General features: G+C 72.6%; 15 protein-coding genes. 7 read left to right on the forward strand and 8 right to left on the reverse strand.

The features are described from left to right. Positions 1-104 precede the first annotated feature (104 nt). From AR3_RS33040 to AR3_RS14480, 4 genes are all read right to left on the reverse strand, one after another. Positions 105-920, reverse strand: a complete 816-nt coding sequence (locus tag AR3_RS33040) for an SAM-dependent methyltransferase (protein WP_169803837.1) — start codon at positions 918-920, stop codon at positions 105-107. A 77-nt stretch (positions 921-997) separates the two neighbouring features. Then, positions 998-1,534: a hypothetical protein gene (locus tag AR3_RS30570; protein ID WP_146150383.1), complete on the reverse strand. Its 537-nt coding sequence runs from the start codon at positions 1,532-1,534 to the stop codon at positions 998-1,000. Further along, positions 1,531-1,977, reverse strand: a complete 447-nt coding sequence (locus AR3_RS14475) for a hypothetical protein (protein ID WP_067914451.1) — start codon at positions 1,975-1,977, stop codon at positions 1,531-1,533. The genes AR3_RS30570 and AR3_RS14475 overlap by 4 nt, the downstream gene beginning before the upstream one ends. Before the next feature lie 221 nt (positions 1,978-2,198). Then, positions 2,199-2,750, reverse strand: coding sequence for a MarR family winged helix-turn-helix transcriptional regulator (locus tag AR3_RS14480; RefSeq protein WP_067914454.1), 552 nt, complete (start codon positions 2,748-2,750; stop codon positions 2,199-2,201). Between the two features lie 97 nt (positions 2,751-2,847). Between AR3_RS14480 and AR3_RS14485 the strand changes: the two genes are divergently transcribed. After that, entirely contained in the window at positions 2,848-3,828 is a 981-nt protein-coding gene (locus AR3_RS14485; protein WP_067914457.1) for an efflux ABC transporter ATPase subunit, DrrA-related, read from the forward strand. 2 nt (positions 3,829-3,830) lie between these two features. Further along, positions 3,831-4,700, forward strand: coding sequence for an ABC transporter permease (locus tag AR3_RS14490; RefSeq protein ID WP_083951503.1), 870 nt, complete (start codon positions 3,831-3,833; stop codon positions 4,698-4,700). A gap of 92 nt (positions 4,701-4,792) precedes the next feature. On the opposite strand, the gene AR3_RS32190 is transcribed toward AR3_RS14490, so the two are convergent. Then, positions 4,793-6,268 carry an RNA polymerase sigma factor gene (locus AR3_RS32190; protein ID WP_067914463.1) on the reverse strand — a complete coding sequence of 492 codons (1,476 nt, stop codon included), beginning with the start codon at positions 6,266-6,268 and terminating at the stop codon, positions 4,793-4,795. A 325-nt stretch (positions 6,269-6,593) separates the two neighbouring features. Beyond that, the gene (locus AR3_RS14500) at positions 6,594-7,823 is read right to left on the reverse strand and encodes an AMP-binding protein (RefSeq protein WP_067914466.1); all 1,230 of its coding nucleotides are present in this window, start codon (positions 7,821-7,823) and stop codon (positions 6,594-6,596) included. A 99-nt stretch (positions 7,824-7,922) separates the two neighbouring features. Here AR3_RS14500 and AR3_RS14505 point away from each other — a divergent pair, with 99 nt between their 5' ends. The 4 genes from AR3_RS14505 (at position 7,923) to erm (ending at position 12,997) form a co-directional block, all read left to right on the forward strand. After that, a complete protein-coding gene (locus AR3_RS14505) occupies positions 7,923-8,837 on the forward strand; it encodes a 1,4-dihydroxy-2-naphthoyl-CoA synthase (protein ID WP_067914468.1) in 915 nt (304 codons plus the stop codon). Between the two features lie 34 nt (positions 8,838-8,871). Further along, positions 8,872-9,831 carry an o-succinylbenzoate synthase gene (locus AR3_RS14510; RefSeq protein WP_067914471.1) on the forward strand — a complete coding sequence of 320 codons (960 nt, stop codon included), beginning with the start codon at positions 8,872-8,874 and terminating at the stop codon, positions 9,829-9,831. Beyond that, positions 9,831-11,495, forward strand: coding sequence for a 2-succinyl-5-enolpyruvyl-6-hydroxy-3-cyclohexene-1-carboxylic-acid synthase (menD, locus tag AR3_RS14515; RefSeq protein WP_067914474.1), 1,665 nt, complete (start codon positions 9,831-9,833; stop codon positions 11,493-11,495). The genes AR3_RS14510 and menD overlap by 1 nt, the downstream gene beginning before the upstream one ends. Before the next feature lie 614 nt (positions 11,496-12,109). Further along, positions 12,110-12,997, forward strand: coding sequence for an ErmE/ErmH/ErmO/ErmR family 23S rRNA (adenine(2058)-N(6))-methyltransferase (gene erm, locus AR3_RS14520; RefSeq protein ID WP_067914477.1), 888 nt, complete (start codon positions 12,110-12,112; stop codon positions 12,995-12,997). An 81-nt stretch (positions 12,998-13,078) separates the two neighbouring features. Here the strand turns inward: erm and AR3_RS14525 are convergent, their stop codons facing one another. Together AR3_RS14525 and AR3_RS14530 are read right to left on the reverse strand one after the other, a co-directional pair. Further along, a complete protein-coding gene (locus tag AR3_RS14525) occupies positions 13,079-13,717 on the reverse strand; it encodes an alpha-ketoglutarate-dependent dioxygenase AlkB family protein (RefSeq protein WP_067914524.1) in 639 nt (212 codons plus the stop codon). 28 nt (positions 13,718-13,745) lie between these two features. Continuing rightward, positions 13,746-14,324 carry a GNAT family N-acetyltransferase gene (locus tag AR3_RS14530; protein WP_227023385.1) on the reverse strand — a complete coding sequence of 193 codons (579 nt, stop codon included), beginning with the start codon at positions 14,322-14,324 and terminating at the stop codon, positions 13,746-13,748. Between the two features lie 240 nt (positions 14,325-14,564). On the opposite strand from AR3_RS14530, the gene AR3_RS30575 reads away from it, so the two are divergent. After that, positions 14,565-14,996 (forward strand): hypothetical protein, encoded by a 432-nt coding sequence (locus tag AR3_RS30575; RefSeq protein ID WP_146150382.1) that lies wholly within the window; start codon positions 14,565-14,567, stop codon positions 14,994-14,996. Positions 14,997-15,097: the final 101 nt, after the last annotated feature.

Here is a 15,097-nt window from a genome sequence, read left to right on the forward strand (position 1 = left end):
GACAGGCCAGTTCCAGTCGGCGGGGGTGATGAGCGGTGAGCTCCAAGCGGGGCGGCGTCCCGAGGCGCGCAATCGTGCCTCGGGACGGCCTCGACCAACTGTCGCTACGTCGAATCGATGATGGCCCCGTTCTCGGTGAGCAGGTCGGAGATCACCCCGTCTCCGATGCCGCCTGCAGTACGCCTACTGCTCCCACGCCCTGCACCAGCGTCGCAGTGTCGCCGCCGATGGTGGACAAGTCCGGGGCGAACCGGGGATCGGGACGCCAGTCCTCGACTGGTACCAGGCCGGGTTCCTCCAGGGTGAACCCGTCGAACAAGTTCAGGATTTCCTGGTTGGTGCGGAACACGAGCGGGGCGGCGGCGTTGGCGCTGTACTCCTGTTCGATCGCTTCGATGACGTCGGCCGGGGGTGCCGTCCCGGCTGATATGGGAGATCACCAATCGGCTTCCCGGGGCCATCGTGTTGCGGAACGCGCGCACGCACCCGGCGGGGTCGTCGTCCTCGGTGAGAAAGTGCAGGACGGCGGCCAAGGTGAGCGCGACGGGCCGGGACCAGTCGACCAGTCCGTCGAGGCGGTCAAGGATGGCGTTCGGGTCGCGCAGGTCCCCTTTGATGATCTCGACCTGGCGGGTGCGGGCGTGGGCGAGGACCGTCTCGTCGTTGTCGACGCCGATGACGCGGGTCTCCGGGGCGATGTCCCGTGCGACCTCCCACGGGCTGGGGGAGGTGGGGAATCCGGTGCCGATATCGACGACCTGCCGGATCCCCGACTTCAGACAGTGGCGGACGGCCCGTGCCAGAAACCAACGGTTGTGCCGGGCGATCGGCCGGAGCCAGGAAGCTTTGGCCAGGATCCGTTCAGCGGCTTCGCGGTCGACCTCGTAGTTGTCCTTGCCGCCCAGGTAGTAGTCGTACATGCGGGCGACGCTCGCGGGTTCAGGGACGCTGACGAAACTGTCGGCAGAGGTGGGGCTGCTCATCTTGGTCCCTTCTCTCAAGCTCGGGTGATGCACCGGGAGGTGTGACGCCGCAGAGACCAGCGATGGATGGGACGGTCGGACCGCACATGCGTGCCGCGCGGGTCACCGACAGGCCGAAGTGGGCTTTGTTCGGGTCTCTTCACGCCCATCCATCGGTGGTGGGCCGTTGTGTTTTCGTGCCGCAGGTTGTGTGGTCCGCTCCGGCTGACCTTCGCCCCTCCGGGGGGCGGCCGGGCGACGCTGGGGGCATATGAGGCGTCCTTGTGCGCCTCCAGCCGGTAGATGCCGTCTGTGTTGGTGGAGCCGCCTGAGACGCGCCGCAGCAGCTCAGCGATCGCCACGGCCAGGCCGTCCTGCCCCGCCGCGAGCTTGCGCGGCTCGAGGGAGGTCCGCGTTTCGCGTGGCTGTGCGGTGGGCTGCGCTGCTGCCGGGGCCTGGTCGCGCATCGGCATCAAGGCGCGCCGGTCGCCGGTCGGGCCGGACGCGGTCCCGGCGGCGATGACGCCGCTGGCGCGGGTCTGCTCCGCCCAGGTGTCGGGGAAGGCGGTCACGCCGCAGGTGATGCGCCCCCGGTCGTAGGGGGCGGTGGGCTTCCAGTCGTCGGCGCGGTCTCCAACGCGCACTGTCGGCGACAGTTCGGCGGAGGCGAGGTCGGCGCGTGCCTGGGCGGCCAGGCGGCGTCGATCTCGATAGTGACGACGTTGGTTCCGAGGGCGGTCAGCGGCTCGTCGGTCCATCCGGCGTCGAACTCCAGCACCTTGTGCTTGCTGTGTGCCTGCAGCGGTTCCAGCATGTGGTGGACGAGGCCGGGGGCTGAGCAGGAGCACGCGGGCAGGGCAGCCGGGTCGGCGCCGGTCTCGTCGGCCAGATCGACCGCACCGTCATGGAGCCGGGCGACGATCGCCCGGTCGTCGTTGACGGCCTGCCACCAGCGGTCGGGGTCGGCGGTCCGGTCGATCCAGGAGTCCGGGGCGTCGACGACCGCGCCGACCATGGCGATGTCCGCATGAAGATCCGCATGAAGGGGTGCCGGGGCGTTGCCGAGACGAGGGTGTCAGGCACGAGGGCGTCACCTCTGGCAGGAGCAGGCACTCCGAAGTTATCGGGGGCCTGCGCCCACCTGAAGGTGCTCATCGGCTTCCTGGACTCCGGCGGTCGGCAACCTGGGGCGGTCGTCGTCGGCGGGTGCTCGGGGACGTAGCCGGCTTCTCGTGCTCAGACGGGGTCAGGGCGGGGAGAGCGGGCCGCGCCGCCGAGATCGGCGAATCGGGGGTCGTGGTGGGCGAGGACCCGCACGATCATGTCGGTGAACTGGTGCAGTTCCTCCGCCGAGAGCGGGGCGAACAGCCGCTGGTTGAGGCGCAGCCCGGCCTCGCAGCAGCGGCCCAGGAACAGCCGTCCGTCCTCGGTGACGTCCAAGGCGTAGCGGCGGCGGTCCTCGGGGTCGCGGCGGCGTTCGACGTATCCGCGTTCTTCCAGCGTGTCGACGAGGCCGACCACGTCGGCGGGGTCCATGCGCAGGCGCTCGCTGACCTGCCGCTGCGACAGGGGACCGTCGGAGGCCACGCACGCCAGCACCAGGGCGGCCGGGACGGGCAGGCGCTCGGCGGGCTCCCCGGCGGACGGAGCGTTGGCCGATTCGCGGCGGATCAGCTTCATCAGCTCGGTGACCAGATAGGCGGGGTTGCGCAGCAGGGGCTCGGGCGGCGTGGGCGCGGGGCCGACGTACGCGCAGTTCCGTCGCTCCGCTGGTCGTGGATGCGCCACGGCAAGGCTCCTTCGGCGTGTCCGATAATCTCTTGACGGAAAAATGGGACATCCCTATGGTTGGGCAGTCCCATCGATTGAGTCAAGGGAGGCCCGCATGCCGAGCGGGGAGTCGGCCGTCGAGGTCGACGGCTTGGTCAAGCGGTTCGGTGACGTCGAGGCCGTACGGGGGATCGAGTTCGCCGTCCGGCCCGGCGAGATCTTCGGGTTCCTCGGCCCGAACGGCGCCGGCAAGTCCACGACGATCAACATGCTGTGCACCCTCCTGCGTCCCACCGCGGGCACGGCGCGGGTCGCCGGGTTCGACGTGGTGGCCGAGCGCGACCAGGTGCGCCGCAACATCGGGCTGGTCTTCCAGGACCCGACCCTGGACGGATATCTGAGCGGCGAGCAGAACCTGCGCTTCCACGCCGAGCTGTACGGGGTGCCGCGCGCGGCGGCGCGCGAGCGGATGCGGCAGGTGCTGGAGATGGTCGGGCTGTGGGACCGGCGCGGCGACCTGGCGCAGACGTACTCGGGCGGCATGAAACGCCGCCTGGAGATCGCCCGCGGACTGCTGCACTCGCCGCGGGTGCTGTTCCTCGACGAGCCGACGGTCGGACTGGATCCGCAGACCCGCTCGTCGATCTGGGACTACATCCGCCGGCTGCGCGACGCCGAGCAGATCACGATCTTCTTGACGACCCACTACATGGACGAGGCGGAGTACTGCGACCGCATCGCGATCATGGATGCGGGGCGGATCGTGGCGCTGGACACGCCCGAAGCGCTCAAAGCGGGCGTGGGCAAGGACCGGGTGCAGATCCACACCGACGACGACGGGGCGGCGATCACGGCGCTGAAGGAGCGGTTCGACGTGGAGGCGGTGGTCGCCGAAGGCGCGGTGACGTTCGCGGTGGCGGCGGGGGAGGAGTTCGTGCCGCGGCTGTTCGCCGAGCTGGGCGTGCCGATCCGCTCGGTGAGCGTGTCGCGGCCGTCGCTGGACGATGTGTTCATGTCGTTCACCGGGAAGACGATCCGCGACGCCGAGGCGTCCGGGGCCGACTGGATGCGCTTGGTCGCGCGGGGGAGGAGATGACGATGGACGTCGCGCTGGCGCCTCAGGCGGTGCGGGTGCCCGAACGCAGCGTCCGGCACGACCTGCGGGCGGTGAAGATCGTCCTGCACCGGGAGCTCATCTGGTTCTGGCGGGACCGGATGCGGTTGGTGGCCAATCTGCTGCAGCCGCTGCTGTGGCTGCTGGTCATGGGCACGGGCCTGTCCACGCTGATGACGTCCGGGCCGGGCCCGGCGGGCGAGGTGGACCTGAAGACGTTCATCTTCCCCGGCGTGTGCGCCACCTCGGTGATGTTCACCGCGATGTTCTCGGCCGGGTCGATCGTGTGGGACCGCGAGTTCGGGTTCCTGCGGGAGATGCTGGTCGCACCGGTCAGCCGGACCGCCATCGTGGTCGGCAAGTGCCTGGGCGGCTCCGTGGTCGCCACCGTGCAGAGCGTGCTGATCCTGGCGCTGGCCGGGTTGGTGGGGGTGCCCTACGACCCGGTCCTGCTGGCCGAGCTGCTGGGGCTGATGTTCCTGACGGCGTTCTCCTTGACGGCGTTCGGACTGCTGCTGGCGGCGCGGATCACCAGCGTGCACTCCTTCTTCGGGATCATGCAGGTGGGCATCATGCCGCTGATGTTCCTGTCGGGCGCGCTGTACCCGCTGAACGGCCTGCCGGCGTGGCTGAGCGTGCTGACCCGGTTCAACCCGCTGACCTATGCGGTGGACCCGCTGCGCCACGCGGTGTTCTCCCACCTGGACGTGTCGCCGGAGCTGCGGCGGGTGTTCGATCCCGGGGTCACCTGGAACGGGTGGCTGGTGCCGGTGTGGTTGGAGGTCGTGCTGATCGTGCTGATCGGCGTGGTCCTGATGACCGGGGCGATCGTCCAGTTCCGCCGGGGCGACTGACCTGCGGACGCGAAGCGGGGCCCGCCGGACTCGTGAGCGGTCCGGCGGGCCCCGTCGTGCCGGGAAGGCGCGTCCGAAGGGAGCGGCGCGGGTCAGCTGGCGAAGTCCAGCAGCGGGTAGGCGTTGCTGGGGTGCCGCAGTTTCGACAGCGACTCCTTCTCCAGCTGCCGGATCCGCTCGCGGGTCAGCCCGAGCGCCTTGCCGATCTCGTCGAGGGTGCGGGGCGTGCCGTCGTACAGCCCGAACCGCATCGCCATGATCTTGGCTTCGCGGGGGGACAGCACGTCCAGGGTGCGGCGCAGCTGGTCGGCCATGAGCTGCCGGTCGACCAGCTCGGACGCCTCGGGCGTGTCGGCGTCCTCGATCAGGTCGCCGATGCGGGTCTCGCCGTCCTCGCCGATGGTGGAGTCCAGGCTGATCGGCTGGCGGCTGGTGCGCAGCAGCTCCAGCACCTGCTCGGGGCTCTTGTCCAGCTCCACCGCCAGTTCCTCGGGGGTGGGCTCGCGGCCGAGCCGCTGGTGCATGTCGCGTTCCACGCGGCTGAGCTTGCTGAGCATCTCCAGCACGTGCACCGGCAGGCGGATGGTGCGGGCCGAGTCGGCGAAGCCGCGCTGGATGGCCTGCCGGATCCACCACATGGCGTAGGTGGAGAACTTGTAGCCCTTGGTGTAGTCGAACTTCTCCACGGCGCGGATCAGGCCGAGGTTGCCCTCCTGCACCACGTCCAGCAGCGACAGGCCGCGGTCGGTGTACTTCTTGGCGACCGACACCACCAGCCGCAGGTTGGCCTCGAGCATGTGGGCCTTGGCGCGCCGTCCGTCCTCGGCGATCCACTCCAGGTCGGCGCGCAGCTGCGGGTCGTCGATGGTCTCGGTGGCCAGCTTGTGCTCGGCGTACAGCCCGGCCTCGATGCGCTTGGCCAGCTCCACCTCCTGCTCGGCGGTCAGCAGCTGGCGCCGTCCGATCGCCTTGAGGTAGGTGTGCACCGAGTCGCCCATGGAGGTGGACTGGTCGTCCAGGTCGGCGGCGGTGTCCTCGCCGTCCACCTCGACCTCGGTGACCTCGAACGCCTCGTCGTCGGCGTCGTCGTTGTCGGCGGCGTCGGCCGCGACCGCCAGGGCGTCGACCGGATCGACGGGGGCGGCCGGGTCGACGGGGTCGGCCGCCGCGGTCGAGGCGCGCTTGCGCGCCTTCTTCGCGGGCTTGGCGGCCTTGGCCTTTGCGGTCTCGGCGCTGCCGGCGTCGGAGGCCGCGGTGTCGGCGTCGCCGGGGGCGGCGTGCGCGGTGCCCGCGGCCCGGGACGGCGGGGTGTCGGCGCGGCGCGCGCGCGGCGCGCGGGCGCGGGCCTTGGCCGGGGCGGCATCGTCGTCGGTGGCCAGGCCGATGCCCTCCTCGGACAGCTCGCGCAGGATGGAACGGCCCTGTGCGGGGCTGATGCCCGCCGCCGCGAAGGCACGGCGCACCTCGTCCAGCGAGAGGCGCCCGTGAGCGCGGCCGCGCTCGATCAGGTCGTCGAGCGCTGGGCTCGCCGACTCCACGAGCGGGGTCTCTGCGGCGGTTCGTGGCATGGGGACACCCCCCTCCCTTCCGTGGTGTGGTGCGACGCTCAGATGCACTTGCGGCTGCACGCGCGCAATAGACGGAACGCCGCGGGGGCGCCGTCTGTTCCCGTCGGCCGAGATCAGGCGTCCCGCCGCGGCCGCGGGCACCGGTGCGGCGCGGCCGCGGACGCCCACGTCGCAGGCGGGTCCGGCCCCGGACCGCCCCTCGCCGCCAAGCCGAACCTTACAACGTAAAGGCGCCGGGTTGTGACACTCCTCTCACCAGCCAGTTCACCCACCACCGACCACCGAGACGCACCGACGGGCATCGCCCCCGCGGCCGCCTCGCGGGTCAGGAGACGGCGCCGCGGAGGGCCTGGCGGTCGGGCTTGCCGGACGGCAGCAGCGGGATCGCCTCCACCAGCTCCAGCTCGCGCGGCGCGGCGGGGGCGGGCATCGCGGCGCGGACCCAGGCGCGCAGGTCGTCCAGGGTGGGCGGCGGCCCGGCGGGCACCACGACCGCGGTGACGCGCTCGCCCCACTCCGGGTCGGGACGGCCCACCACGACCACGTCGCGCACGGCCGGGTGGCGGGCCAGCACGGCGGCGACCTCGCCGGCCACGACCTTCTCCCCGCCGGTGTTGATCACGTCGTCGGCGCGGCCGCGCACGCGCAGCCGCCCGTCCGGCTCCACGACGCCCAGGTCGGGCGCGACGAACCACTCGCCGTCGCGGGCCGCCGCGGTCAGGTCGGGGCGCAGCCGGTAACCGGTGAACAGCACCGGCCCGGCCAGGCGGATGCGCCCGTCGTCGCCGACCGCGACGCGGACGCCGTCGAGGGGAACGCCGTCGTAGACGCACCCGCCGCAGGTCTCGCTCATCCCGTAGGTGGTGACGATCCGCGCGCCGTGCGCGCGGGCCTCGTCGAGCAGGGCGGGGGAGGCGGCCGCGCCGCCCAGCACGATCACGCCGAGCCGCGCCAGGTCGACCCCGGCGTCCAGCAGGCGCCGCAGCTGGGTGGGGACCAGCGCGGTGTGTCGCGCCCGTCCGCCGGCCAGGGCGGCGTCGAACGCGGCCGTGTCGAAGCCCGGCAGGATGACCGGTTCGGTTCCGGCGACCAGGGACCGCACCAGCACTTGGACGCCGGCGATGTGGCTGGTGGGCAGGCAGCACAGCCAGCGGTCGCCGGGGCGGGCGCCGATGCGGGCCAGGGAGGCGGCGGCCGAGTGCCGCAGCGCCGCCGCGGACAATTCGACGATCTTGGGGGTGCCCGTGGACCCCGACGTGGCGATCAGCACGGCGGTGCCGTCGGCGACCGGGACCGGCGCCGGGTGCTCGCCGCGGCGCGGACGCAGCCCGTCGGCGGTCTCGACGGCGTGCGGGGCCAGCGCGTCCAGCAGTGTGCGCAGCGCGGGGGCCGGAAGGTCGGGCGACAGCGGGCAGATCGCCGGGCCGGTGCCGTCCAGCGCCGCGGCCAACGCCTGGAACAGCCGCTCGCCCGGCGGGAGCAGCACCGCGTGCACCGGCCGCTCACCGGCGCGGTCACCTGCGGGGACGGGCGGGGCGGGCGGTGTGCTGTCCATGACGCGGCCAGCCTAGAGCACCCCGCTGAACACGTTCGAATCGGCGGGGCGGTTGAATGGGGGCGCAACGCATCCGCACGCCGATGAGGAAGAGGGCACATGCCAGAGGCTGGCAAGGTATCCGAGCTGTTCGACCCGGACGCCTGGAAGCCGGTGGAGGGCTTCGATTTCACCGACATCACCTACCACCGGGCCGTCGACCAGGGGACGGTGCGGATCGCGTTCAACCGTCCCGAGGTGCGCAACGCGTTCCGCCCGCACACCGTCGACGAGCTGTACCGGGCGCTGGACCACGCCCGCATGTCCAGCGACGTGGGGTGCGTGCTGCTGACCGGCAACGGCCCGTCGCCGCGCGACGGCGGCTGGGCGTTCTGCTCCGGCGGCGACCAGCGCATCCGCGGCCGCGACGGCTACCGGTACGCGTCGGGGGAGACCGCCGACACGATCGACCCGGCCCGCGCCGGGCGGCTGCACATCCTCGAATGCCAGCGGCTGATCCGGTTCATGCCCAAGGTGGTGATCTGCGTGGTGCCGGGCTGGGCGGCCGGCGGCGGGCACAGCCTGCACGTGGTGTGCGACCTGACCCTGGCCAGCCGCGAGCACGCCCGGTTCAAGCAGACCGACGCCGATGTCGCCAGCTTCGACGGCGGCTTCGGATCGGCGTACCTGGCGCGGCAGGTGGGGCAGAAGTTCGCCCGCGAGATCTTCTTCCTGGGCGAGACCTACGACGCCGAGACCGCGCACCGGATGGGCATGGTGAACGCGGTGGTGCCGCACGCCGAGCTGGAGAAGACGGCGCTGGAGTGGGCGCGGAAGGTCAACGGCAAGAGCCCGACGGCTCAGCGGATGCTCAAGTACGCCTTCAACCTGATCGACGACGGGCTGGTGGGGCAGCAGCTGTTCGCCGGGGAGGCGACGCGCCTGGCCTACGGTACCGAGGAGGCGGTCGAGGGCCGCGACGCGTTCCTTGAGAAGCGCACCCCCGATTGGTCGCGTTTCCCGTGGTACTACTAAAGGCTCCAGCTGTAGGGCAGGGGGTCGGATTTCGGTGCGAGTGTATGCCATCCCGATGCGCACGCGGTTTCGCGGCATTACGCGGCGGGAGGGCGTGCTCGTCGAGGGTCCGGCCGGGTGGGGCGAGTTCTCACCGTTCGCCGAGTACGGTCCGACCGAGTGCGCCCGTTGGCTCGCGGCGGCGCGGGAGGCGGCGTTCGAAGGATGGCCGGCGCCGGTGCGCGACCGGATCCCGGTGAACGTGACGGTTCCCGCGGTGGAGCCGGGGCGGGCGCATGAGATCGTCCGCGCGTCCGGGTGCCGGACGGCGAAGGTGAAGGTGGCCGAGCCGGGCCAGAGCGAAGACGACGACCTGGCCCGTGTGGAGGCGGTGCGCGACGCGCTGGGCCCGTCCGGACGGGTGCGGGTGGACGTCAACGGCGCGTGGGACGTCGACACCGCGGCGCGGATGATCCGGCGGCTGGACCGGTTCGACCTGGAGTACGTCGAGCAGCCGTGCGCGACGCTGGAGGAGCTGGCGCGAGTACGGCGATTGGTGGACGTGCCGGTGGCGGCCGACGAGTCGATCCGCCGGGCCGAGGACCCGCTCAAGGTCCGCGCCGCCGAGGCGGCGGACGTGGCGGTGCTGAAGGTGCAGCCGCTGGGCGGGGTCCGCGCGGCGCTGCGGGTGGCGGAGGCGTGCGGCCTGCCGGTGGTGGTGTCCAGCGCGGTGGAGACGTCGGTCGGCCTGGCCGCGGGCGTGGCGTTGGCGGCGGCGCTGCCGGAGCTTCCGTACGCGTGCGGGCTGGCGACGCTGTCGCTGCTGGAAGGCGATGTGGTGGACGAGCCGTTGACGCCGGTGGACGGCGCGATCGACGTGCGGCGTCCGCGCGTGCGGGAGGCGGCGCTGGCACGCTACGAGGCCGACGCCGCGACGGCGGACCGCTGGCGTGCGCGGGCCGCCGAGGCGCAGGAGGTGCTGGGCGGGGACCCGGCGATCGGGGTGGTGCGCTGATGAATCCGGCGACCGCGCTGGCCACGGTGCTGGTCGACGAGCTGGTGCGGTGCGGCATGACCGACGCGGTGCTGGCGCCGGGGTCGCGGTCGGCGCCGCTGGCGCTGGCGTTGCACGAGGCGGCGGTGGCGGGCCGCCTGCGGCTGCACGTGCGGATCGACGAGCGGTCGGCGTCGTTCCTGGCGCTGGGACTGGCCAAAAGATCGGGGCGTCCGGCGGCCGTGGTGTGCACGTCCGGGACGGCCGCGGCCAACTTCCACCCGGCGGTCATCGAGGCGCACCAGGCGGGCGTGCCGATGATCGTGCTGACCGCCGACCGTCCGCCGGAGCTGCGCGACACCGGCGCCAACCAGACCATCGACCAGATCAAGCTGTACGGGACGGCCGCCCGGTGGAGCTTCGAGCTGGGCGTGCCGGAGAACCGCCCCGGGATGGTGGCGTACTGGCGGTCGGTGACCAGCCGGGCGTGGGGCCTGGCGCAGGCGCCGCACCCGGGCCCGGTGCACGTGAACGTGGCGTTCCGCGAGCCGCTGATCCCCGACGGCGACGACTCGTGGTGCGAGCCGCTGGACGGCGACGCCACCGGGGCGTGGACGAAGGTGCGCGCGTCCACGCCGGGCTCGGTGCTGCACGTGCCGCCGACGCGGCGCGGCGTGCTGGTGGTCGGCGACGGCGCGGTGAACGTCAAACGGTACGTGGCGGCCGCGTCCATGGCGGGGTGGCCGGTGCTGTCGGAGCCCAGCGGCAACGCCCGCTACGGTGACAACGCGATGTCGGCGCACCACTTCCTGCTCGGGGTGCCGGAGTTCGTGGAGCGGCACCGCCCGGACGTGGTGGTGACGCTGGGCAAGCCGAGCCTGTCGCGTCCGCTGCTGTCGCTGCTGCGCCGCGCCGAGGAGCACATCGTGCTGGCGCCGGACCTGTCGCGGTGGCCGGACCCGGTGCGGTCGGCCACGCAGGTGGCGCAGGACGTGGAGATCCCGGTGCTGTCGGGGGACGACGGGTGGCTGCGGTCGTGGCGGCGGGCCGACCGGGCGGCCGCGGCGGCCGTGGACGCGGTGCTGGACGACTCGCCGCAGGTGACCGAGCCGCGGCTGGCGCGGGACCTGGTGGCGGCGCTGCCGAGCGGGTCGCTGCTGTTCAGCTCGGCGAGCATGCCGATCCGGGATCTGGACCAGGTGATGCGGCCGCGCCGCGGCGTCCGCGTGCTGTCCAACCGGGGCGCCAGCGGCATCGACGGACTGGTGTCGACGGCGATGGGCGCGGCGTTGGCGCACAGCGGCCGCTCGTACGCGCTGCTGGGGGATCTGGCGTTCCTGCACGACCAGAACGGGCTGATCCTGGGGCCGGACGAGCGTCGTCCCGACCTGGCGATCGTGGTGGTGAACAACCGCGGCGGGGGCATCTTCTCGCTGCTTCCGCAGGCGTCGCTGGACGGGCCGTTCGAGCGGGTGTTCGGCACCCCGCACGGCGTGGACCTGGAGCATGTTGCGGCGGCGCACGGGGTTCCGTACCGGCTGCTGGAGGCGGCGGCCGACCTGCCGAAGGCGATCGCGGGCGACGGGCTGCGGATCGTGGAGGCCCGCACCGACCGGGACGCCAACGCCGCGTTGCACGCCGCGATGCGCAAGGCCGCGCACAAGGCGGTCCTCGACCTGCTGTAAGGCCCGGCCGGCGCGCCACCAACAAGGCGCTCCTTCTCCAGATGACGTGGAGCTCTCTCACCGTGTCTCGAATCCTCCGTGCGCCGCGGGGATCAGCGTGTGACCTGCAGCTTTCTTTGCTTCGGGAGAGAAGTACCCGGGCGGAAATTCTGTTGGGCGGGTGGCGCCGTGTCCCCTAGGATCGCCGGCATGGCAGCTATGACCTGCTTCGACGGCGCCCTTGTCCGCGGCGCCGTCATGTACTGGCGGCCGCGTGAGGGGCGTCCGGCTCTGGACCTGCCGGGCCGTCGCGCCGCCGCTTGATCTGACACCTGATTCTCTTCCGCGCGCCGATCCGCGTTCTCGGCGGCGCGCCGCACCGTGTGTTCTGATGCCGTCGCGTGCCGCGCGACTGGCTCTACGTGCGGTGCCGCACCGTGGTGTCTCCGCGCCTGCGCGTTTCTTCGTGGTGTCCGGATGTCCAGGGCCGGGACCGGCCTGTTGTCGACCCATCCGGACGGGCCTGTGCGCCCGTCCCGTCTGGCCGGTCGCGCCCCGCCCTCGCGTTCGCGCCGTCGGTGACGGCGTCCTGCGCGGCCTGGCTGCGGCGTGTCCGGCCGCGGAGGACATCCACGATGAACCGAGACTCCACGCCACGCGCCTCTGCCGACTCGGCGGGTCCGCGCCGCCAGGGACCGCGGACCGCACGCGACCGCGCCCGCCGCATTCTGGGCCAGAACTTCCTGGCCCACCCGCACGCCATCGACCGGCTTGTGCGAGCCGTGGGCGCCCGTCCCCGTGACCTGGTGGTCGAGGTCGGCGCGGGGGACGGGCGGCTGACCGCCGCGCTGGCCGCGTGCGGGACCCATGTCATCGCCTACGAGATCGACCCGGTGCTGGCCGGACGGCTGCGTGAACGGTGCGCCGACCTGCCCAACGTGCGGTGCGTGCGCGGCGACTTCCTGCGGGCGCGTCCACCGCGCGGCCCGTTCGCCGTGGCGGGCAACATCCCGTATTCGGTGACATCTCCGATCGTCCGGTGGTGTCTGCGCGCACCGGGCCTGACATCGGCGACGCTGCTGACCCAGCTGGAGTACGCGCGCAAGCGCACGGGTGACTACGGCCGCTGGAGCCTGGTGACCGTGCAGTCGTGGCCGCTGTTCGAGTGGCGGCTGGGGGAGCGGTTCGGCCGCGAGCTGTTCCGCCCGGTGCCGCGGGTCGACTCGGCGATCCTGCGGTTGGAGCGCCGCGCGCGGCCGCTGCTGCCGGCGTCGGCGCTAGCCGACTACCGGCGGTGCGTGGCACTCGGCTTCTCGGGGGTGGGCGGCACGCTGCGGGCCTCGCTGCAGCGCGAGCATCCGCGGGGGAGGGTGGACGCGGCGTTGCGCGCTGCAGGGGTGGAGCGGCACACGGTGGTGGCGTTCGTGCACCCGGACCAGTGGGTCCGCCTGTTCCGCGTGCTGCACGGGCTGCCGCCCGTCCGCGACGGGGACGGCGCTTCCGCCGCTACCCGCTCCACCTGAACCTTACATTGTCAAGGTGCGGGGTAAGAGGCACCCACACTCAAACACCTCCTACCGACCACTACACCAACAACACAGCCGCTAGGGCAGGCCGCTTTCGCGGAGTGTGATGTTGAGGCGACCGTGGGTGAGACCTATGTCGCTCGGCCCCGTCCCGGGGAGGATCTTGGTGATGCCGTGGTAGACCATGCGGGAGGGTCCGCCGAACACCAGCAGGTCACCGGATTCCAACGGCAGGTCCTGCCAGGGGCGGCCGCGGCCGCGGGTGTTGCCGAGGCGGAAGATTCCGGTGTCGCCCAGGCTCAGCGAGACCACGGGGGCGGGGCTGCGTTCGTCGCGGTCCTGGTGCAGCCCCATCGAGGCCGCCGCGTCGTAGAAGTTGACCAGCGCCACGTCGGGCCGGTACCCGCCGTGGTCGCCGTAGGCGTCGGCGACGGCGCGGCGGCCGAGGTCGGCCAGCCAGTCGGGGAACGGCTTGACCCGTTCGCCGTCGACATGGCGCACGTAGCGGTACGGCTCCCAGTGCCATCCCAGGCACACCGTCCGCACCGACATGACGCCGCCGCCGGGCATGCGGATGCGCCGCATCCCGGCCGGGGGACGCGCCCACTGGCGGCAGGCCTCGACCAGTTCCCGCTGCTGCGCGGTGTCGAGCCAGCCGGGCAGGTGCACCACGCCGGGGGCGGGTTCGGTCCGAGGGCGCGGGATCAACGCGTCCATGGCCTTCACCGTACGCGGCTGGGGCAGGTCATATGCCTTGGGTGCCTGCGCAGGTCGCCCATTGGCGGGCGGTGAGGCGGTACAGGACGTGGCGGCGCAGCGGGTGCCCGGCGGGCAGGGCGGGGTGGTCGAAGTCGTCGCGGGGGTCGCGGGTCATGCCGAGGCGGCGCATGACGGCTTGGGAGCGCTGGTTGGGGACGGCGGTGAACGACACGATCTCGCTCAGGCCGGCGGCGGTGAAGCCGTGGGCGAGGGCGCTCCGGGCGGCCTCGGTGGCGTAGCCGCGGCCCCAGGCGTGGCGGGCCAGCCGCCAGCCGATCTCGACGGCTGGGGTGAAGTGGGCGTGGAAGTCGGCCGTCGACAGGCCGGTGAAGCCGAGGAACGCGCCGGTGGCGGTGTGCTCGATCGCCCACAGGCCGAAGCCGTGCCGGTCGAAGTGGGTTTCGATGCGGTCGATGAGGGCGTCGCTCTCGGCTCGGGTCAGAGCGGCGGGGAAGTACCGCATGACCTGCGGATCGGCGTTGAGGTCCGCGAAGGCGGGGCGGTCGCTGTCGCGCCAGCGTCGCAGCCGCAGCCGTGGGGTGGTCAGTTCCGGTGCGCTGCTCACGCGGGTGGAGCCTACCTGCGCGGCGGGGGAGGGGAGGGCGTTGCCGCCGGAGCGTGGCCTGAACGGGCTGCCGGCGCCCAGCACGGTGGATCGCGGCAGATGAGAGGCATGGCATGTCCGCTGGCGGGTAGTGCCGATGCCATCCGGTCACCAATCTCCGGACAAGAATCCGGTCGGCGAACTCGGTCGACAACTGGGTCGACACGATCGTCGTCCGGCGACTCGATGAGGAGCGCTTTCATGAACACCCCCTCGACTCCCGGCGGCGGCCCTGGCGCCCCTGTCGGAGGCACGGCCGGGAAGGCGGCGGACAAGATCAAGGGCACCGCCCGGGACACTGCGGCCCCTACAGGGCAGGCGGCCGGCACCGCACGCGAAACCACCACGGCGACGCAAACGACCGTCCAAGAGTCCGCACATGGGACGGTGCGGGACAGCGCGCGGACCACCGCCAGGGTCGCGGCCGGTGCGGCCGGCACCGCGGCGGGCACCGCACGTCGGGCGGGCAGGCAGGTCGCGCGCGCCACCGAACGCGCCGCCCACGATGTGGCGGCGCTGCCGGGCAGGCTGGCCAAGCTGGTGTCGCTGCAGCGCTTGCTGCGCGCCGCGCCCGTCGTGATCGCGGCCGGTGTCGCGATCGTGATCGGACGCCGTCTGATCCGTAAACGCTGACTCTGCGGCGCTGCTGCGCGGCCCCTTCGTCGGGGGACCGCTTCTTGTGCTGTCTCTCCGTGCGGTCGCCCGCAGTGGGCACGGTGCGGACGACACGTGGT

Source organism: Actinomadura rubrobrunea NBRC 15275, assembly GCF_001552235.1.
GTDB lineage: Bacteria > Actinomycetota > Actinomycetes > Streptosporangiales > Streptosporangiaceae > Spirillospora > Spirillospora viridilutea.

Bases quoted from the DNA above. Each gene is read 5' to 3' on its own strand.
- AR3_RS33040 (WP_169803837.1), bottom strand. From the start codon at position 920: ATGTACGACTACTACCTGGGCGGCAAGGACAACTACGAGGTCGACCGC.
- AR3_RS14475 (WP_067914451.1), bottom strand. From the start codon at position 1,977: ATGGTCGGCGCGGTCGTCGACGCCCCGGACTCCTGGATCGACCGGACC.
- AR3_RS14485 (WP_067914457.1), top strand. From the start codon at position 2,848: ATGCCGAGCGGGGAGTCGGCCGTCGAGGTCGACGGCTTGGTCAAGCGG.
- AR3_RS14490 (WP_083951503.1), top strand. From the start codon at position 3,831: ATGGACGTCGCGCTGGCGCCTCAGGCGGTGCGGGTGCCCGAACGCAGC.
- AR3_RS32190 (WP_067914463.1), bottom strand. From the start codon at position 6,268: ATGCCACGAACCGCCGCAGAGACCCCGCTCGTGGAGTCGGCGAGCCCA.
- AR3_RS14500 (WP_067914466.1), bottom strand. From the start codon at position 7,823: ATGGACAGCACACCGCCCGCCCCGCCCGTCCCCGCAGGTGACCGCGCC.
- AR3_RS14505 (WP_067914468.1), top strand. From the start codon at position 7,923: ATGCCAGAGGCTGGCAAGGTATCCGAGCTGTTCGACCCGGACGCCTGG.
- menD (WP_067914474.1), top strand. From the start codon at position 9,831: ATGAATCCGGCGACCGCGCTGGCCACGGTGCTGGTCGACGAGCTGGTG.
- erm (WP_067914477.1), top strand. From the start codon at position 12,110: ATGAACCGAGACTCCACGCCACGCGCCTCTGCCGACTCGGCGGGTCCG.
- AR3_RS14525 (WP_067914524.1), bottom strand. From the start codon at position 13,717: ATGGACGCGTTGATCCCGCGCCCTCGGACCGAACCCGCCCCCGGCGTG.
- AR3_RS30575 (WP_146150382.1), top strand. From the start codon at position 14,565: ATGAACACCCCCTCGACTCCCGGCGGCGGCCCTGGCGCCCCTGTCGGA.